Source organism: Xanthomonas sp. NCPPB 3005 (genome assembly GCF_041228095.2).
Lineage (GTDB): Bacteria > Pseudomonadota > Gammaproteobacteria > Xanthomonadales > Xanthomonadaceae > Xanthomonas_A > Xanthomonas_A bonasiae.
The window spans coordinates 1111779-1131040 of sequence record NZ_CP166096.2 but is presented as its reverse complement, the minus strand read 5'-3'; the positions used below and the strand labels follow the sequence as shown (position 1 = coordinate 1131040).

The following is a 19262-nucleotide window of genomic DNA, read 5'->3' as shown; positions in this document are numbered from 1 at the left end:
GCGCATAAGCAAATCATTGCGCAGGCGCCAAACCGCGGACCAAGCCTGCCGCACGCTGAACCGCTCGATCGGAGTCCCGGCGCGCGAAGCTGACATACTAAATAGTATACTTAACGGTATAGTATAAATATCGAACCGACTGGTCTAGTATTGCCGCCATGGTCAGCAAACCCGTTCCCTCCCCCAAAGCCTCTTCCCGCGCCGCCGGGCCGGGCCGTCCGAAGGACATGGGCAAGCGTGCGGCGATCCTGGAAGCGGCCAAGCACATGTTCACCGAGCTGGGCTTCGGCGGGGTCAGCATGGACGGCATCGCCGCCCGCGCCGGGGTGTCCAAGCTCACCGTCTACAGCCATTATGGCGACAAGGAGACCCTGTTCGCCGAGGCAGTGCGCGCGCAGTGCCAGGCGCTGCTGCCCGACGACCTGTTCGGGCATGCGCTGAAAGGCCCGCTGCGCGCCCAGTTGGTGGAGATCGGCCTGGCCTTCTTCGCCATGATCAGCAGCGAGGCGGCCATGGCCACGCACCGCATGATGCTGGCCCCGGGCACCGGCGACGAGCACGTGCGCGAGATGTTCTGGAATGCCGGTCCCAAACGTACCCAGCAGGACCTGGCGCAGCTGCTGCAGGCGCACGTGGCGGCCGGCGAACTGGAGATCGCCGACCTGGGCCTGGCCGCCTCCCAGTTCTTCTGCCTGATCAAGGGCGAACTGCACTCGCTGATGATGTGCGGCCTGTGCCGCGATCCCAGCCAGGTGCGGATCCAGGCCCATGTCGAGGCCAGCGTGGATTTCTTCCTGCGCGCCTATGCGGCGCGCTGAGCCCGCGCCGGCCGGGCGGCCCGATGACTTCCGGCACTGCGCGCGGCGGCACCGCTGCGGCGATGCTGCAGCATACGCACGGCCCTCGCGCCGGCTAAAATGCGCGACCCACCGCGTTGGATGCCCCAGATGACGATCGACTACTCCCAAGCCCGCGAAACGATGGTTGAACAGCAGGTGCGTCCCTGGGACGTGCTCGACCTGCGCGTGCTCGACGTGCTGGCGCGGCTGCCGCGCGAGACCTTCGTGCCGGAAAGCCACCGCGCGGTGGCCTATGCCGATCTGGAAATCCCGCTGGGGCACGGCCAGTACATGATGAAGCCGGTGATCGAAGGCCGCATGCTGCAGGCGCTGGACCTGCAACCGGGCGAGGACGTGCTTGAGATCGGCACCGGCAGCGGCTTCATCAGCGCCTGCCTGGGCGAGCTCGGCCGCGAGGTGGTGAGCCTGGAGATCGAGCCGGCCCTGGCCGCCGCCGCGCGCGCCAACCTGGATGCCGCCGGGCTCGGCAGCAACGTGCGCATCGAGACCGCCGACGCGTTCGGCTGGCACAGCGAGCGCCGCTTCGACGTGGTCTGCATCACCGCCGCGGTCACCGAGATCCCGGCGCAGTTCCTGGCCTGGCTGCGGCCCGGCGGCCGCCTGTTCGCGGTCCGCGGCCGCGCCCCGGCCATGGACGCGGTGCTGGTCCACGCCGACGCCGGCGCGCCGCGCGTGGAATCGCTGTTCGAAACCGACCTGGCGTACTACCTGCGTGGCGCCGCGCCAGTCCCCCAGTTCACATTCTGATCCATCAAGGAAGCCGCAATGATCCGCCGATCCCTCGTTTTGGCGCTGGCCGCCGCACTGTTTCCGCTGGCCGCCAACGCCACGGACCTGCTGCAAGTCTACGAAATGGCCCGCAATAGCGACCCGCAGCTGGCCAGCGCGGAATCGAACCGGCTGTACGAAAAGGAAGGCGCGGTGCAGGCGCGCGCGGCGCTGCTGCCGCAGATCAACGGCTCCGCCTCGCTGCAGCGCAGCCACAGCGAGATCGAGCGCGCCAGCGGCGAACTGGCCGGCACCGGCAAGAGCCGCAGCTACGCGATCCAGGGCCAGCAGACGCTGGTCAACTTCGCCCAGTTCTCCACCCTGCGCGCGCAGAAGGCGCGCAGCCTGGCCGCCGACTACACGCTGGCATCGGCCAACGACGACCTGATCGTGCGCACCTCGGCGGCCTACTTCAACGTGCTGGTGGCGATCGAGTCGCTGGTCGCCGCGGAAACCAACGAAGCCGCCGCCAAGAAGCAGTTCGACTACGCCGACAAGCGCCTGGAAGTGGGCCTGGCGCCGATCACCGACGTGCACGAAGCGCGCGCCGAATACGACCAGGCGCGCGCCGACACGATCACCGCGCGCAACTCGCTGCAGGACCTGTACCAGGCGCTGACCGAGATCACCGGGCAGCCGGTGCACGACCTGCGCAGCCTGCCGGAGGACTTCCGTCCGCAGCTGCCGGCCGACAGCGGCAACATCGACAGCCTGATCGCCTCCGCGCTGGACAAGAACCCGTCGCTGCGCGCCTACCAGTACCAGGTGCAGCAAGCCGAAGACAACGTCGCCACCGCGCGCGCTGGCCATCTGCCGACGCTGAACCTGTCGGCCAGCGTCGGCCGCGATGCGAGCTGGGGCGACGGCGTGTCCGGCAGCAACTCGCCGCGCAGCGACAGCAACGTCATCGGCCTGACCCTGAACATCCCGATCTTCGCCGGCGGCGCGACCCAGTCGGCGGTGCGCCAGGCCCTGTCGCAGCGCGACATCGCCCAGGACACGTTCGAGCAGCAGAAGCGCGCGCTCGACCGCAATACCCGTAACGCCTACCAGACCGTCGTCGCCGGCATCAGCGAAATCGAGGCGCGGCGCCTGGCGGTGGTCTCGGCGCAGGCCGCGTACGACGCCTCGCAGGTCGGTCTGGAAGTGGGTACGCGCACCGTGCTGGACGTGGTGCAGAACCAGCGCACCCTGTATCAGGCGCAGCTGAACTATGCGCAGTCGCGCTACAACTTCCTGCAGAACCGCCTGCTGCTGAGCCAGGCGCTGGGCTCGCTGGACGTGGCCGAAGTGCAGTCGATCAACGCGCTGCTGACGCAGAGCGCCGAATCCAAGCTCAACTCCGGCAGCAGCACCCAGTAACGCTGCGCCGGCAACTGCACGACCGCGAACGGCGGGCCTTCGGGTCCGCCGTTTTTGCATGGGGCGGCGCAATGGCGGAAAGAACGCCTGATTGCGCCAGGGACGTCCGCTCAAGATCAGGATGTCACTTGTAGGAGCGGCTTCGGCCGCGACAGCCTTACCGATAGATTCTGTCGCGGCTGAAGCCGCTCCTACAATGCCTGCGTCGAACCGCGCTACTCGTTCGCGGGCGCGTCGTGCGCCACCGGCGGCAGATGCTCGGCGATCAGGTGCAGCGCCCGCTGCAGCGCGCCGCGGCCATTGGCGACCAGCGCGCAGCCGGCTTCGGCCATGCGCGCGCGCGCGGCCGCGTCGCCGAGCAATTCGTGCAGCGCCGCGCACACCGCCGCAGCGTCTTCGCAGATCGCCACCGCACCGGCCTCGCGCATGCGCCGCGAGATCTCGGCGAAGTTGTGCAGGTGCGGCCCGCTCACCGACGGCGTGCCGACCGCGGCCGGCTCCAGCAGGTTGTGCCCGCCGATCGGCTGCAGGCTGCCGCCGACGAAGGCGACCTGGGCGCAGGCGTAGAACATCATCAGTTCGCCCAGCGTATCGATCACGAACACGTTGTCCTCGGCGCCGGGCCACTGCTGCTGGCGGCGCGTGGCCACGCGCCAGCCCTGGTCGCGCGCCAGCGCCTCGACCTTGGCGAAGCGTTCGGGATGGCGCGGCGCCCACAGCAGCAACAGGTCCGGCCAGTGCCGGCGCAACTGCCGGTGCATCTCGATCACCGCCGCCTCCTCGCCTTCGTGGGTGCTGGCGGCGATCCACACCGGCCGCGTCTTCGCCACATGTTCGCCGAACGCGGCGACGAACGCCGGCAGCTGCGCGGGCACGGCGATGTCGAACTTCAGGTTGCCCAGCGCACGCACCTGCTGCGGATGCGCACCGAGCTCGATGAAGCGTTCGGCGTCGGCCTGCGACTGCGCCGCCACGCAGGTGACGGTGCGCAGCGCGCGCCCGATCAACGGCCGCAGCAGGCGGTAGCCGCGCAGCGAGCGCGCCGACAGCCGCGCGTTGAGCACGTAGACCGGGATGTTGCGGTCGCGGCAGCCGAACAGCATGTTCGGCCACAGCTCGGTTTCCAGGATCAGCGCCAGGCTCGGGCGGAAATGCTGCAGGAAACGGCCGACGCTGCCGGGCACGTCGTACGGCAGGTAGACGTGGTCCAGCGCATCGCCCCACAGCGCGCGCACCCGCTCCGACCCGGTCGGGGTGATGGTGGTGATCACCCAGCGGATGTCCGGGCGCTGCGCGCGCAGCGCGTTGACCACCGGCGCGGCGACGTTGACCTCGCCTACCGACACCGCGTGCAGCCACACCCGCGGCCGCCCGCGCGCCTGCGGATACGAGGCGTAGCGCTCGTCCCAGCGCTGGAAGTACTGGCGCACGCGGAACCCGCGCCAGACCAGGTGATAGACGGTGACCGGCAGCAGCATGTACAGCACGGTCGAGTACAGGCCGCGCAGCAGCCGTTCGATGAAATCGTTGCGCATCGCGAAAGCATAGCGGGTTGCGTCGCGCCGGCGGCAGACGATCGCGACCGTGGTCACCAAGCGAAGACGCCGCCGCGCCGCGCCAATGCCGCGCTGCCCGCTCCCGGCTAAACTTGGCCCATGTCCGACCCCTCCCCCGTTCTTCCGTCCGCCGCCACCACGGCCACGCCGCCGCCGCGCTCGCCACGGCACTGGCCGACCTGGCTGCTGCTCGGCATCGCCGTGGCCGTCGCGCGGCTGCCCTGGCTGCTGCAACGCGCGCTCGGCCGCGGCGTGGGCTGGATCGCATTGCGCCTGGCCGGCACCCGCCGCCATGCCGCCGAGGTGAACCTGAAGCTGTGCTTCCCCGAGCAGAGCGAGGCCTGGCGCACGCGCCTGCTGCACGACAGCTTCGACGCGCTGGGCGTGGGCGTGTTCGAGTTCGCGCGCGCCTGGTGGGGCAGCCTCGGCCCGATCCGCCGCCGTACCCGCATCGAAGGCCTGGAGCACCTGCGTGCGCTGCAGGCGCAGGGCCGCGGCGTGCTGCTGGTGTCGGGCCACTTCATGACCCTGGAGATGTGCGGCCGGCTGCTGTGCCAGTACGTGCCGCTGGCCGGCATGTACCGCCGCCACCGCAACCCGGTGTTCGAATGGGCGGTCAAGCGCGGCCGCCTGCGCTACGCCATCGCCATGTTCGCCAACGAGGACCTGCGCGGCAGCGTGCGCCATCTCAAGCGCGGCGGCTTCCTGTGGTACGCGCCGGACCAGGACATGCGCGGCAAGGACACGGTATTCGTGCCGTTCTTCGGCATGCCCGCCTCCACCATCACCGCCACCCACCAATTGGCGCGGCTGACCGGCTGCGCGGTGGTGCCGTATTTCCACCGCCGCGAGGGCGCCGACTACGTGCTGCGCATCGCCCCGCCGCTGGAGGACTTCCCGTCGCAGGACATGGTCGCCGACACCGCGCGGGTCAATGCCGCGATCGAGGCGATGGTGCGCGAAGCGCCGGCGCAATACCTGTGGATCCACCGCCGCTTCAAGCGCCAGCCCGGCGGCCGCAGTACGTTCTACGAGCGCGACTGAGCGAGAGATAGGGACGGGTGCGGCCTCGCGCACCCAACGCTGCGAGTCGCTTTCGCGCCGCACCCTCACCCCAACCCCTCTCCCGAGGGGAGAGGGGCTAGCGCCGTTCCCTTCTCCCATCGGGAGAAGGTGCCCCGAAGGGGCCCCAACCCCTCTCCCGGTGGGAGAGGGGCTACACAGTTTCTGCGGTGCCCTCGGCGTCGCGCTCCTCGGCCAGCAGCGCGCCGACATACAGCCCGACCAGCATCAGCGCCAGCGAGCCCCAGAACGACGAATAGAACGCCAGGTGCGTGTTGAACGGGAACACCGTCACCAGCAGCGCCAGCATCGCCGGCCGCGCCCGTTCGCGCGCCTGTGGCGAGGCGTAGCGCCATGCGCGCCACGCCTGCGCGGCGCCGGCCAGCCACAGCAGCAAGCCGATCACGCCGGTCTCGCTGAGCACTTCGAGCACGATCTGGTGCGCATGGAAGGCCGGCTCGCGGCCCCAGGCGCCGCCATGCGCCGGATCCGGGTCGCAGGCCACGTAGGCTTCGCGGAAGCCGCGCACGCCGACGCCGTTGAGCGGATGCTGGCGGATCATGCACCACGAGGCGTCCCAGATCTGGGTGCGCCCGGCCAACGCCGCGTTCACGTCGGCCGGACGCCCGCTCAGCGCCAGCGTGGTGCGGGCGAAGCGCTCGCGCACCTGCGGCGAGAGCGCGCCGAGCACGCCGGCGACCAGCACCGCGGCCACGCCCAGCGCCAGCATCCGGCGCATGCCCAGCAGGCGCCAGCCCGACAGCAGCAGCACCAGGGCGTAGGTGATCCACGACGCGCGCGATCCGGCCAGCACCAGCACCACCCCCACCGCCGCCGCGGCAAGCAGCCAGCCCCAGGCGCCGCCGCGGCGCCCGGCCGCGAACAGCAGGAACGGCGACAGGCTGGCCAGCACCTGGCCGAACTTGAGGTTGCACGGGCCGAACACGCCGCTGAGGCGGTCGGCCAGCGCGATTTCCTGCGGCGTGCACAGGCCGTGGTGGTTGATCGCCCACTTCAGCTGGTCCATCGACCAGAACAGCGGGCTGGTGCCGCACAGCGCCTGCGCCAGCGCATCCACGGTCCAGATCGCGGCGATGACCGCCAGCCCGTTGAAGGTGGTGCGGCGGCCGCGCGGCGTCGCCACCGCCATCGCCACCAGCCACAGGAACGGCAGGAAGCGCAGGTCCACCGCCGACTCGCGCAATGCCAGCGGCACGTCCACCGCATCCAGCGCCGACAGCGGCTGCGGCAACCAGTAGGTCAGGAACAGCAGCGTGGTCAGCGCCCACGCCGGCCCGCTGAGCAGGCTGGCGCCGCCGCGGAAGCGGCTGTGCAGCAGGCGCGCCAGGGTCGCCAGCGCGCCCAGCGCCAGCACGCCCGCGGCCAGGCCAGGCGCGGGCCACAGTGCCACGAACGCCAGCACCCAGACCGGGGCCCAGCGTTCGCTGCGCGCCGGCGTCAGCGGCGCGAGCAGGGAGGAATCAGCGCCGGAGTTCGTCATACACCGCCAGGGTCGCGTGCTGCATCGCCTGCAGCGTGTAGGGGATCTGCGCCGGCGGTGCCGGCGGTTGCGCCAGCAGGCGCGCCGCCGCCGCGTGCAGGGCCGCAGGATCGAACGCAGGGACCGCACCGGACGGCTGCAGCTGCGCCAGCAGTTCGCCGGCGCCGCCATGCGCCCAGCCCAGCACCGGCCGCCCCACCGCCAATGCCTCGACCACGGTGCGGCCGAACGCTTCCGGCTTGCGCGACAGCTGCAGCACCAGATCGCTGGCGGCGTAGGCCTCGGCGATGCGCGCGGTCGGCGCGGTGAACGCGATCGCGTCGGCGATGCCCAGCGCGGCGGCCTCGGCCTCCAGTTCCTGCAGGTAGGCCTCGCGCCCGGCCTCGCGCGCGCCCGGCAGCCACAGCCGTGCGTCGCTGCCGTCGGCGCGCAGCGCGGCGAGCAGGCGCACTGCATCGGCATGACCCTTCAGGCGGGTGCCGCGACCGGGCAACAGCAGCAGCGGACCGCTGCCGGCGGTGGCCGGCGCCTCGCTCGCGGCCCAGGCCCGCGCGGCCGGATCGGGCTGCGCGCGGCGCGGGAACTGCGCCGGGTCGATGCCGCGCGGGATCACCCGCAGCCGCGCCGGATCGGTCTGCGGGTAATGGCGCAGCACGTAGTCGCGGACCGTGGCCGACACGCAGATCGCACGCTCGCCGCGGGCCATGATCGCGCTGTAGCGGCTGGGCGAATTGAGCCCGTGCACGGTGGTGACGAAGCGCGGCCGCTGCGCCGCCGGCAACCCGCGCAGCGCATGCCAGCCCAGCCAGGCCGGCAGCCGCGAGCGCGCATGCACGATGTCCACCCGCTCGCGCACGAACAGGCGCCGCAGCGTCGGCACGTGGCGCAGGCTCAGCAACGACTTGCGGCCGATGTCCAGGGCGATGTGCTCGGCGCCGGTCGCGGCCAGCGCCGGCAGCAGGCGGCCACCGGCCGACACCACCAGCGCGCGATGTCCGGCCGCGACCAGCGCCGCGGCGATTTCCAGGGTGGAGCGTTCGACGCCGCCGGACTCCAGCGCCGGCAGCAGCTGCACCACGGTCAGGCGGTGCATCGACCCGGCGGTCAGTCGACCAGCACGAAGACCGCGCCGCAGTAAGGGCACTTGGCCTCGTGGCTGGGTTCTTCGTCCACCGGCAGATAGACCCGCGGATGCGAGTTCCACAGCGCCATTTCCGGGGTCGGGCAGCTCAGCGGCAGGTCGGCGCGGTGCACGTTGTAGCGCTTCTCTGCATTGGCGGGCGCGGTGGCGGTATGGCTCATGGCGGTGGGACACGGCGGGAGGAGACGGGGAATTCTAGCAGCCCGCCCCACACGCGCGCCGGGCCAGGGAACGCCGCGCCGGTCTTGTCCCAAAATTGTCCTTTCCTGTCGGCTTGATGCCAAGCGATGACATCCACTATGCTCGGGGGACGCGGCGCAACCATGCCGCTCTGAGGTGTCCCGTGGATATAGGTGTGCGATTGATGCAGGCGCGGCGCAATGCCGGTTTCACGCTGCGCGAACTGGCGGCCTTGCTGGGCGTGGCGCATAGCACCCTGGGTCACTGGGAGAACAATCGTTCCGTTCCCAATGCCCGGCATTTGCTGAAGATTGCCGAACTTACCGGCGTCGATGCCTATGTGCTGCTGACTGGCAAGCCGTCCAAGCTGAACCAGGGCGATCACGAAAGCCTGCCGCTGCCGGTAGGCAAGCGTCTGGCCTGAACACAGTGCGGCGCCGCTGCGGCGCCGCGTTCGATCCTGCGCAAACGCGTTGGCAGGCGCTGCATGGCGTCGTGTCTTCGCGCATCCTGCGGCGGGCGTTTGCGCAGCAAATCCTAAATCGTTCACGCGCCCGATCGCGTGTGCGGCTGGCGCGTCCGCGGCGTTCCGTGGCCAGGCGCCAAACCAGCGTGCCTTGACGTCGACCCGCCCCAGGCTTGATCGACCAGACCCCGCTGCTTCACTCGGCCATCCGCGAAGCGCATTCGCGCCGGGTGACCCTTCGCCGCATCGGCAACGTCTTGGCGGGAACTCGGGCAAGTCCGATGCGATGGCATACAGGGATGCGCTGCAGGCAGCCTGCCATACGCACCAATCGGCCTGAAAGGCTGCAGCGAAACGCGCAGCCACCAGCGGCTGCGCGCATTCACGCCGAACCTGCCGGAAGCGCTCCGCTTACGGCGCGCTCTTCTCCGCTTCCAGCTGCTTGCGGATCTGCGCATCGACCGCGGCGATCGCGGTCATGTTCATCACCCGGCGCGAAGTGGCGCTGGTGGTGAGGATGTGCACCGGCTTGGAGATGCCCATCAGGATCGGGCCGATCGCCACGCCATCGGTGAACACACGCACCAGGTTGTAGGCGATGTTGGCCGCTTCCAGGTTCGGCAGCACGAACAGGTTGGCGCGCCCCTTCAGGGTGCTGTTGGGCATGATCTGCTTGCGCAGCGCTTCGTCCCACGCGGTGTCGCCCTGCATCTCGCCGTCGATGTTGAGTTCGGGCTTGCGCTTGAGCAGCGCCTCGCGCACCTGGCGCATCTTCAGCGCGTCGCGCGAGTCGTGGCTGCCGAAGTTGGAATGCGACAGCAGCGCGATGTTCGGCTCGATGCCGAACAGCTTCAGCCGGTACGCGGCCTGCAGCGTGGCCTCGACGATCTGCTCCACGCTCGGATCTTCCTGCACGTGCGTGTCAAGGAAGAAGAACGCGCCCTGCGGGTTGATCACCCCGGTCATCGCCGAGGTCGAGCTGACCCGCGGTTCCAGCGGGATCACGCTGCGCGCGTAGCCGAGCTTCTTGTGGAAGCGGCCGACCACGCCGGTGAGCAGCGCGTCGGCTTCGCCGCGCGCGACCATCACCGCGGCGATCAGCGTCGGCCGCGAGCGCATCAGTTCCTTGGCCGCGGTGACGGTGACGCCGCGGCGCTCGGTCAGCGCGTGGTAGTACTGCCAGTAGTCGTTGAAGCGCGGATCGTCGTGGATGTTGGTGACCTCGAAGTCCACGCCAGCGGTGATGCGCAGGCCCAGGCGCTGGATGCGCGCCTCGATCACGTCCGGGCGGCCGATCAGGATCGGGAACGCCAGGCCTTCGTCGATCACGCTCTGCACCGCGCGCAGCACCACTTCCTCTTCGCCCTCGGCATAGACCACGCGCTGCTTGTCGGCGCGGGCGCGGTCGTAGACCGGCTTCATCATTAGGCTGGTGCGGTAGACGAACTGGCCGAGCTTGTCGCGGTAGGCCTCCATGTCGGCGATCGGGCGCGTGGCCACGCCCGAGTCCATCGCCGCCTGCGCCACCGCCGAGGACAGCTCGACCAGCAGGCGCGGGTCCAGCGGCCGCGGGATCAGGTAATCGGGGCCGAAGCTCGGGGTCTCGCCGCCGTAGGCCGCGCCCAGGTCAGAGGCCTCGCGCCGCGCCATCGCCGCGATCGCCTTGACGCAGGCGATCTTCATCGCTTCGTTGATGCCGGTGGCGCCGACGTCGAGCGCACCGCGGAACAGGTACGGGAAGCACAGCACGTTGTTGATCTGGTTCGGATAGTCCGAACGGCCGGTGCCGATGATCGCGTCCGGGCGCACCGCCTTGGCCGCTTCCGGGGTGATCTCCGGATTCGGATTGGCCAGCGCGAAGATCACCGGCTGCGCCGCCATCGTCGCCACCATTTCCGGCTTGAGGATGCCGGCGGCCGACAGGCCGAGGAAGATGTCCGCGCCCTCGACGATTTCCGCCAGGGTGCGCTTGTCGGTGTCGCGCGCGTAGCGCTGCTTGTCCGGGTCCAGGTCGGTGCGGCCGGTGTGGATCACGCCGTCACGGTCCAGGGCCAGGATGTTCTCCGGCTTCAGGCCCAGCGACACCAGCATGTTGACGCAGGAGATGCCCGCCGCGCCCATGCCGGTGGTGGCGAGCTTGACGTCCTCGATCTTCTTGCCGGTCACGACTAGCGCGTTGAGCACCGCCGCGCCGACGATGATCGCGGTGCCGTGCTGGTCGTCGTGGAACACCGGGATGTTCATCCGCTCGCGCAGCTTGCGCTCGACGATGAAGCACTCCGGCGCCTTGATGTCTTCCAGGTTGATGCCGCCGAAGGTCGGCTCCAGGCTGGCGATGATGTCGACCAGCTTGTCCGGATCGTTCTCGTTGATCTCGATGTCGAACACATCGATGCCGGCGAACTTCTGGAACAGCACGCCCTTGCCTTCCATCACCGGCTTGGACGCCAGCGGACCGATGTTGCCCAGGCCCAGCACCGCGGTGCCGTTGCTGATCACCGCGACCAGGTTGCCGCGCGCGGTCAGCTCGCTGGCCTGTTGCGGATCGGCGACGATCGCTTCGCAGGCAAACGCCACGCCTGGCGAATAGGCCAGCGACAGGTCGCGCTGGGTCAGCATGGGCTTGGTCGCGGCCACCTTGATCTTGCCCGGCGGCTGCTGGCGGTGATAGTCGAGGGCGGCCTGTTTGAAATCGTCGTTTGACATCGAGGCTTCTGTAGTCGGGAGGCGCGAGGACCCAGGATTCTACTCCCTGGGCCATGACCAAGCCTGTCTTGCGGCTGTCGCCGCGCAGGCCCGGGGCCGGAAACGCGACGCGCCGGCCAGGCCGGCGCGCGCGCAGCATGCGGAAACTCAGCGGATCGCGGCGGGCTCGACCGCGACCGCCGGCAAGGCGTCTTCGCCGCCATCCAGGGCGATGCGCAGGCGATCGCGATCCAGCGCGTTCTCCCAGCGCGACACCACCACGGTGGCCACCGCGTTGCCGATGAAGTTGGTCAGCGAGCGGCATTCGCTCATGAAGCGGTCCACGCCCAGGATCAGCGCCATGCCCGCCACCGGCACTTCCGGCACCACCGCCAGCGTCGCCGCCAGGGTGATGAAGCCGGCACCGGTCACGCCCGCGGCGCCCTTGGAGCTGAGCATCGCCACCAGCAGCAGCGCGATCTGGTGGCCCAGGGTCAGCTCGGTATTGGTCGCCTGGGCGATGAACAGCGCGGCCAGGGTCATGTAGATGTTGGTGCCGTCCAGGTTGAACGAATAGCCGGTGGGCACCACCAGCCCGACCACCGACTTCTCGCAACCGGCCTTTTCCATCTTCTCCATCAGCGACGGCAGCGCCGATTCCGACGAAGAGGTGCCCAGCACCAGCAGCAGTTCCGCCTTCAGGTAGCGGATCAGCTTGAAGATCGAGAAGCCGCACAGGCGCGCCACCGCACCGAGGATCACCAGCACGAACAGCAGCGCGGTCACGTAGAACGAGCCCACCAGCCAGGCCAGGTTGATCAGCGATTCCACCCCGTACTTGCCGATGGTGAAGGCGATCGCGCCGAACGCGCCGATCGGCGCCGCGCGCATCAGGATGTGCACCAGCTTGAACACCGGCGCGACCAGCGCCTCCAGCAGGTTCAGCACCGGCTTGCCGCGCTCGCCGACCATCGCCAGCGACACGCCGAACAGCACCGCCACGAACAGCACCTGCAGGATGTTGTCGCCGACGAACGGGCTGAGCAGGGTCTTCGGGATGATGTCCATCAGGAAGCCGACCAGGGTCAGCTCGTGCGACTTCTCCACGTAGCTGTGCACCGCGCTCTGGTCCAGGTCGGCCGCATTGATGTTCATGCCGGCGCCCGGCTGCACCACGTGCGCGACGATCATGCCGACCACCAGCGCCAGCGTGGAGAAGAACAGGAAGTACACCATCGCCTTGACGAACACCCGGCCCACCGTCTTCAGCTGGGTCATGCCGGCGATGCCGGTGACGATGGTCAGGAAGATCACCGGCGCGATGATCATCTTCACCAGCTTGATGAACGCATCGCCCAGCGGCTTGAGTTTCTCGGCGAAGGCCGGTTCGAAGTGGCCGAGCAGCGCACCGAGCACGATGGCGACCACCACCTGGAAATACAGCTGCCGGTAGAACGGCACGTGCCGATGCACGACGCCGCCGGCCGGGGAAGTTGGGATATGCATGAGTGCGCTCCGGAAGACAGGTATGGACCGGCAACCCGACGCAGGTCGCGGAATGCTGCCTTTGTACGCGGCGCCGGCTTCTAAGCAGATAACCTATTGGTACTAGTCCCCTGTTCGCGGCGCCGCCGACGCAGTTACAGTGTTCCGGCACGCTCACGGGAGGGAGGTGCGACGCGCAATGCCGGCCATGGGAGTGCCCGCCGATGCTGCGTCGCGTACCGATCTGCCGCCGGCGCTGCCGGCGTCGCATGCGTATTCAGGGGCGATGCGCCGTCGCAGGATCGCAACACCGCTGTAAAGAACCGCCGGATTCGTCCGCTATTGCATGCGGGCGGCTCGTTGTTCCGGCGATGCGCCCCGCACCGCGGCCGAGGGAAGGTCGTGGTCGGCATCACGCTGCACCGCCCGCGCAAGCCTTGCCGTCCCGTCAGTCGAGTGCCGGCGCGCTTTTTTCCTCATCAAGAAGACGACCACACCATGCGCCATACCCTTCTCTTCGCTGCGCTGTGCCTGACCGCCGCCGCTCCTGCCGCTGCCGCCAGCGGGTTCGATGATTGGCCGACCAAGGTCGCCTTCAGCGACGGCACCGAACTGGCCGTGACCGGCAACTACGGCTACGACTGGAACAACTTCTCCGACGACGACGCGCGCCTGGAAGACGACAACGCGTTCCGCCGCAAGGAATTCGGCGCCACGCTGAAGAAGAAGGGCGTCTACGACGCGATGGTGTACTTCGACTTCCAGTCCAAGCTGTGGCTGGACGTGTTCTTCCGCTTCGAGACCAAGGCGCTGTTCGGCAGCGACTACGGCAAGGTGCGGCTGGGCTACATCAAGGTGCCGGTCGGCCTGGAAGGCGTGACCAGTTCGCGCGCCGACAGCTTCCTGGAAACCGCGCTGCCGATCCAGGCGATCTACCAGGGTCGCCGCACCGGCGTGGAGTGGACCTTCGAACGCCCGCAGTACCTGCTGCAGGCCGGCGCGTACGGCGGCAAGGACCTGCAGGGCGACAACCCCGGCACCACCCAGGCGGTGCGTGGCGTGTGGACTCCGTTCAAGGCCGAGGGCGACGTGCTGCATCTGGGCCTGGCGTATTCGCAGGAAAACCCGCGCGGCTACCACAACGGCCTGGACGTGAGCTTCAGCCCGCGCGTGCGCCTGCGTGCGCGTCCGGAAGCCGGCCTGACCGACGTGCGCCTGGTCGATTCGGGCACCCTGGTCGATGCCGACCAGGTGCGCCGGACCGGGCTGGAAGCGATCTGGATCAAGGGTCCGTTCTCGATGCAGGGCGAAGCGCTGCGCGCCGAGGTCACCCGCGACAACGGTCGCCCGGACTACACCGCCGATGGCCAGTACGTGTTCGCCAGCTACGTGCTGACCGGCGAGTCGCGTCCGTACAGCGCCGGCAACGTGGCCAACATCAAGCCGGCCAACGCCTACGGCGCGGTCGAACTGCTGCTGCGCTACAGCCGCCTGGATCTGGACGACGGCACGGTGCTTGGCGGCCGCCAGCACGACTGGACCGTGGGCGCCAACTGGTACCTGACCAGCCACTTCAAGTTCCAGGCCAACTACGTGCGCGCCGATGCCGAACGCGCCGGCGTGCACACCAAGCCGGACTCGATCGACCTGCGCGCGCAGGTGCAGTTCTGATCGGCAGGTCCTGATCGGCACCCGATCGGCATTGTCCGATCGGGTGCGTTCGCAACGAAGACACACGACGGCAGCGCCGGCCCGCACTCGGACCGGCGCTGCCGTCGTGCATTAGGCCCCCGTCCGCGGCGGCCGTTTGCGCGATCGCGGCGACGCCGCGACCGTCCGCGGAACGAATCGCCAGCGCGCGTGCCGCTGCCGCTAAGCTGGCAGGATACCGTCCCGACCGCGCCCACTCCGCATGTATCCCGCCCTGCGCTATCGCCGCTTCGCCCTGCTCCTGCTCGCCGCCCTCGGCGGCATGGCGTTGGCGATGCTGTCGGCCGGGCATTTCGCCGAACAGCGCGCGCTGCGCGCCGAGAGCCGGCAACTGCGCCAGCAGCTGGAGCTGTACGCGCAGACCCTGCAGCAGCGCATCGACCGCTACCGCACGCTGCCGCAGGTGCTGGCGCTGGATCCAGAACTGCGCGAGGCGTTGACCCAGCCGCTGGACCCTGCCGCGCACCAGCGGCTGAACCTCAAGCTGGAACGCGCCAACGACGTCACCCGTTCCTCGACGCTGACCCTGATCGACGCCGATGGCGTCGCCGTGGCCGCCAGCAACTGGCGCCTGGCCAGCAGCAACGTCGGCGCCGACTACAGTTTCCGTCCCTACGTGAAGCAGGCGCTGGCGCAGGGCAGCGGCCGTTTCTACGGCATCGGCATGACCACCGGCGTGCCCGGCTATTTCCTGTCGCAGGCGATCCGCGACGATACCGGGCGCACCCTGGGCGTGATCGTGATCAAGATCGAACTGGCCGCGCTGGAACGCGAATGGCTGCGCGTGCCCGACGTGGTGCTGGTCAGCGATCGCCATGGCGTGGTGTTCCTGTCCAGCCGCGACGCCTGGCGCTACCGCCAGCTGCAGCCGCTCAGCGCGCACGAACGCGACGAACTGCTCGCCACCCGCCAATACGCCCGGCAGACCTTGCTGCCGGCGCGGCGGCGCAGCCTGGCCGCGCTGGACGACGGCGGCCAGGTGATGCGCATCGACGCGCCCACGCAATCGGCGCCGCTGCTGTGGCAGAGCATGGCGCTGCCGGAAAGCGGCTGGCGCCTGCACCTGCTGCACGACATCGGCGGCAGCCGCGCCGCCGGCCGCGCGGCCGCGCTGGCCGCGGCCGGCATCTGGCTGGCGCTGGTGTTCCTGGGTCTGCTGTTCCAGCAACGCCAGCGCCTGGCGCGGCTGCGCCAGCGCAGTCGGCGCGAACTGGAATCGCTGCTGCAACAGCATGCGCAGGAGCTGCGCACCGCGCAGGACGGCGTGGTGCAGGCCGCGCAACAGGCCGACACCGGCCTCAGCCGCAGCCTGGAGCATCTGCCGCAGGGCGTGGTGATCATCGATGCGCAGTTGCGCCTGGTGGCGTGGAATTCGCGCTATCTGGAGATCTTCCGTTTCCCGCCGGAGCTGATCCGCATCGGCCGCCCGATCGAGGACGTGTTCCGCTACAACGCGCGCCGCGGCCTGCTCGGTCCCGGCCCGGTGGAAGCGGCGATCCAGCGCCGCCTGGACCACCTGCGCAGCGGCCGCCCGCACATGCGGGAGAGCGAGAAGGACGACGGCACGGTGCTGGAAATCCGCGGCAACCCGCTGCCCGACGGCGGCTTCGTCACCAGCTACGCCGACATCACCAGCTACAAGAACGCCGCGCGCGAACTGCGTTCGTTGGCCGACGCGCTGGAGCACCGCGTCGCCGAGCGCACCCGCGACCTGGCCGACGCCAAGCGCGAGGCCGAGAACGCCAATCGCTACAAGACCCGCTTCGTCGCCTCGGCGGTGCACGACCTGCTGCAGCCGCTCAACGCCGCGCGCATGTTCGTGTCCGCCTTGCGCGGCAAGCTGCACGACGACGACGCGCGGCAGATCGCCGACCATGTCGACAACGCGCTGGTCGCGCAGGACGCGATCCTCAACAGCCTGCTGGACATCTCGCGGCTGGAAGCGGGCACGCTGAAGACGCAGGTGCGCGACTTCGCGCTGGGGCCGCTGCTGCAGACCCTGGCGCACGAGTTCGGCATCGTCGCCGAGGACCGCGGCCTGCGCCTGGACTACGTGCCCACCCGCGCCGCGGTGCGCAGCGACGAGACGCTGCTGCGGCGCATCCTGCAGAACTTCCTGTCCAACGCGATCCGTTACACCCCGCGCGGACGCGTGCTGCTGGGCTGCCGCCGCGACGGCGACAGCCTGCGCATCGAGGTCCACGATCAGGGCCCGGGCATCCCCGAGGCGCTGCAGCAGGAGATCTTCGAGGAGTTCCGCCGCCTCGGCGACGGCGTCGCCCACGACCGCGGTGCTGGCCTCGGCTTGGCGATCGTGGAGCGCATCGGCCGCCTGCTCGGCCACCGCATCGGCCTGCGTTCGCAGCTCGGCCGCGGCAGCGTGTTCGCGGTCACCGTGGCGCTGGGCGACGCCGCCGCCGCGGCGCAGGCGCAGGCGCCGACCGCGGTGGCCAGCGACAACGGCGACGACCCGATCCTGCACGGCTGCCGGGTGTGGTGCATCGACGACGACCCGCGCGTCTGCGAGGCCAGCCGCGCGCTGCTGGAACGCTGGGCGTGCCGGGTGGAACTGGCCGCCGGGCCCGAAGAGGCGTTGGCCGCGGCGCAACCGGCGCAGGCGCCGGAGCTGGTGCTGCTGGACGTGCGCATGGGCGAGCGCGACGGCCCGGCCTTGTTCGCGCAGCTGTGCGGGCGCTGGAACGCCGAACCGCGGGTGATCCTGGTCACCGCCGAACCGGATCCGGCGCTGCGCGCGCTGGCCCAGGCGCAGGGATGGGGCTTCCTGTCCAAGCCGGTGCGCGCGCCGGCGCTGCGCGCGCTGATGACGCAGATGCTGTTGCGGCGGGGCTGAGCCTCGCTCCCACCGGAGCATTAGCCCCTCTCCCATCGGGAGAGGGATTGGGTTGAGGGTGCGGCGCGAAAGCGACTCGCGGAGTTTGGGTGCACGAGGCTGCGCCCGTACCCTCATCCGCCCCTGCGGGGCACCTTCTCCCAGGGGAGAAGGGAACAGCGCTAGCCCCTCTCCCACCGGGAGAGGGGTTGGGGTGAGGGTCCGGCGCGAAAGCGACTCGCGGAGTTGGATGCGCGAGGCTGCGCCCGTCCCCTCATCCGCCCCTGCGGGGCACCTTCTCCCAGGGGAGAAGGGAACAGCGCTAGCTCCTCTCCCACCGGGAGAGGGGTTGGGGTGAGGGTCCGGCGCGAAAGCGACTCGGGGAGTTGGGTGCGCGAGGCTGCGCACGTACCCTCATCCGCCCCTGCGGGGCACCTTCTCCCGAAGGGAGAAGGAACAGCCGGCGCGCATAGCCCACCGACGCCCCGCCCCGCTCACCACTCGCGTGGCGCGATCAACTCCTCGGCATCGGCAGCATCGAAGCCGTAGGTCCTGGCGATGTACAGGAAGTCCACGCCGATGTTGTCGCGCGCAGCGGTCTCGATCTCGCTGTCGTGCGCCTCGAACTCCAGCGCCAGCGCGTTGAATTCCTCGGTGGCGGCATGGGTGAGCCGGTACAGCGCCGGCAGGTCCGGCGGGGCCTGCGCCTCGATCGCCTCGCACAGCCGCAACAGGATCTTCTGGCCCTTGCCGACCAGAAAGGAAGGGAAATAGTCGTCGTCCAGCATTTCCTGCAGGAACGGGTAGTAGGCGATCTGCTCGTTGCGGATAGGCATGGTCCGGGGGTCCTTTCCGCCCGCAGGAAGCGCGGGCGCCAGTGCATAGCATCGCGTATCCGGGCGCGGCGGAAAACGCTCCCGGCCCATCGCATGGCCGATCGCCGCGCGCGGGGTTCAGGCCTCGCCTTCCGGCTCCAGCGCCTTGACCAGCACCGCGGCCTGGGTGCGGCTGTGGCACTCGAGCTTTTTCAGGATTGCCGTCACATGCACCTTGACCGTGTTCTCGGCCAGGCCCAGTTCGTAGGCGATCTGTTTGTTGAGCAGGCCGTCGGCCAGGCACAGCAGCACCCGGAACTGCTGCGGGGTCAGCTGCGCCAGGCGTGCGGCCAGTTGCGCGTCGGCTTCCGAACGCGCGGCGGTCAGCGGCGGGAACCAGGTGCCGCCATCGAGCACCGCCGCCACCGCGATGCCGATGGTCTCGGCCGGCGAGGACTTGGGAATGAAGCCGGCCGCGCCGAACTGCTGCGCACGGCGGATCACCCGCGGGTGGTCGTTGGAGGAGATCACCACCACCGGCACCTCCGGACGTTCGCCGCGCACGTGCAGCAGGGCCGAGAAGCCGCGCGCGCCGGGCATCGCCAGGTCCAGCAGGACCAGGTCGGCATGCGCCTGCGCGGCCAGCGCCGCATCCAGCGTGGCGGCGCTGGACGCCTCGGTGACCCGCGCGCGTGGCAAGGCCTGGCGCAGCGCGTGCAGCACTGCGGCGCGGAACAGGGGATGGTCGTCGGCGACCAGAATCGTGGGCGCATCCATGCCTACAGTCTGGCATGCGCGGCCGCCGCCGTGCCGGCCCTGCGCCAGGAATCGCACCGCCCCC

General features: G+C 69.8%; 15 protein-coding genes. 7 read left to right on the top strand and 8 right to left on the bottom strand.

Annotated elements, in window-relative coordinates; all coding sequences use genetic code 11:
- Window positions 1-158 precede the first annotated feature (158 nt).
- The 3 genes from AB8810_RS04905 (at window position 159) to AB8810_RS04895 (ending at window position 2990) form a co-directional block, all read left to right on the top strand.
- Window positions 159-818, top strand: a complete 660-nt coding sequence (locus tag AB8810_RS04905) for a TetR/AcrR family transcriptional regulator (RefSeq protein ID WP_179567102.1) — start codon at window positions 159-161, stop codon at window positions 816-818.
- A gap of 129 nt (window positions 819-947) precedes the next feature.
- The gene (locus AB8810_RS04900) at window positions 948-1607 is read left to right on the top strand and encodes a protein-L-isoaspartate O-methyltransferase (protein WP_179567104.1); all 660 of its coding nucleotides are present in this window, start codon (window positions 948-950) and stop codon (window positions 1605-1607) included.
- Window positions 1608-1625: 18 nt separating this feature from the next.
- A complete protein-coding gene (locus AB8810_RS04895; RefSeq protein ID WP_179567106.1) occupies window positions 1626-2990 on the top strand; it encodes a TolC family outer membrane protein in 1365 nt (454 codons plus the stop codon).
- A 215-nt stretch (window positions 2991-3205) separates the two neighbouring features.
- Here the strand turns inward: AB8810_RS04895 and waaA are convergent, their stop codons facing one another.
- Complete coding sequence (gene waaA, locus AB8810_RS04890) at window positions 3206-4525, bottom strand: lipid IV(A) 3-deoxy-D-manno-octulosonic acid transferase (RefSeq protein WP_369915723.1); 1320 nt, start codon at window positions 4523-4525, stop codon at window positions 3206-3208.
- Between the two features lie 120 nt (window positions 4526-4645).
- Between waaA and AB8810_RS04885 the strand changes: the two genes are divergently transcribed.
- Window positions 4646-5590 carry an LpxL/LpxP family Kdo(2)-lipid IV(A) lauroyl/palmitoleoyl acyltransferase gene (locus AB8810_RS04885; RefSeq protein ID WP_369915722.1) on the top strand — a complete coding sequence of 315 codons (945 nt, stop codon included), beginning with the start codon at window positions 4646-4648 and terminating at the stop codon, window positions 5588-5590.
- Between the two features lie 172 nt (window positions 5591-5762).
- Here AB8810_RS04885 and AB8810_RS04880 read toward each other — a convergent pair whose 3' ends face one another.
- The 3 genes from AB8810_RS04880 to AB8810_RS04870 are packed head-to-tail and all read right to left on the bottom strand — an operon-like array spanning window position 5763 to window position 8411.
- The gene (locus AB8810_RS04880) at window positions 5763-7109 is read right to left on the bottom strand and encodes an O-antigen ligase (protein WP_191824538.1); all 1347 of its coding nucleotides are present in this window, start codon (window positions 7107-7109) and stop codon (window positions 5763-5765) included.
- Window positions 7090-8202 carry a glycosyltransferase gene (locus AB8810_RS04875; RefSeq protein ID WP_369915721.1) on the bottom strand — a complete coding sequence of 371 codons (1113 nt, stop codon included), beginning with the start codon at window positions 8200-8202 and terminating at the stop codon, window positions 7090-7092. Before AB8810_RS04875 ends, AB8810_RS04880 begins: the two co-directional genes overlap by 20 nt.
- A gap of 11 nt (window positions 8203-8213) precedes the next feature.
- On the bottom strand, window positions 8214-8411 hold the full coding sequence (locus AB8810_RS04870; RefSeq protein ID WP_179567116.1) for a zinc-finger domain-containing protein: 198 nt from the start codon (window positions 8409-8411) through the stop codon (window positions 8214-8216).
- Between the two features lie 203 nt (window positions 8412-8614).
- Between AB8810_RS04870 and AB8810_RS04865 the strand changes: the two genes are divergently transcribed.
- Window positions 8615-8854 carry a helix-turn-helix domain-containing protein gene (locus AB8810_RS04865; protein WP_145703540.1) on the top strand — a complete coding sequence of 80 codons (240 nt, stop codon included), beginning with the start codon at window positions 8615-8617 and terminating at the stop codon, window positions 8852-8854.
- Window positions 8855-9307: 453 nt separating this feature from the next.
- Here the strand turns inward: AB8810_RS04865 and AB8810_RS04860 are convergent, their stop codons facing one another.
- On the bottom strand, window positions 9308-11602 hold the full coding sequence (locus AB8810_RS04860; RefSeq protein WP_179567118.1) for an NADP-dependent malic enzyme: 2295 nt from the start codon (window positions 11600-11602) through the stop codon (window positions 9308-9310).
- A 147-nt stretch (window positions 11603-11749) separates the two neighbouring features.
- Window positions 11750-13087: a dicarboxylate/amino acid:cation symporter gene (locus AB8810_RS04855; RefSeq protein WP_369915720.1), complete on the bottom strand. Its 1338-nt coding sequence runs from the start codon at window positions 13085-13087 to the stop codon at window positions 11750-11752.
- A 477-nt stretch (window positions 13088-13564) separates the two neighbouring features.
- On the opposite strand from AB8810_RS04855, the gene AB8810_RS04850 reads away from it, so the two are divergent.
- Together AB8810_RS04850 and AB8810_RS04845 are read left to right on the top strand one after the other, a co-directional pair.
- Entirely contained in the window at window positions 13565-14737 is a 1173-nt protein-coding gene (locus tag AB8810_RS04850; RefSeq protein WP_179567122.1) for an OprO/OprP family phosphate-selective porin, read from the top strand.
- A gap of 241 nt (window positions 14738-14978) precedes the next feature.
- Window positions 14979-17627 carry a PAS-domain containing protein gene (locus AB8810_RS04845; RefSeq protein WP_369915719.1) on the top strand — a complete coding sequence of 883 codons (2649 nt, stop codon included), beginning with the start codon at window positions 14979-14981 and terminating at the stop codon, window positions 17625-17627.
- A 473-nt stretch (window positions 17628-18100) separates the two neighbouring features.
- On the opposite strand, the gene AB8810_RS04840 is transcribed toward AB8810_RS04845, so the two are convergent.
- Together AB8810_RS04840 and AB8810_RS04835 are read right to left on the bottom strand one after the other, a co-directional pair.
- Window positions 18101-18442 carry a DUF5713 family protein gene (locus AB8810_RS04840; RefSeq protein WP_179567133.1) on the bottom strand — a complete coding sequence of 114 codons (342 nt, stop codon included), beginning with the start codon at window positions 18440-18442 and terminating at the stop codon, window positions 18101-18103.
- A 117-nt stretch (window positions 18443-18559) separates the two neighbouring features.
- The gene (locus AB8810_RS04835; RefSeq protein ID WP_179567135.1) at window positions 18560-19198 is read right to left on the bottom strand and encodes a response regulator transcription factor; all 639 of its coding nucleotides are present in this window, start codon (window positions 19196-19198) and stop codon (window positions 18560-18562) included.
- Window positions 19199-19262: the final 64 nt, after the last annotated feature.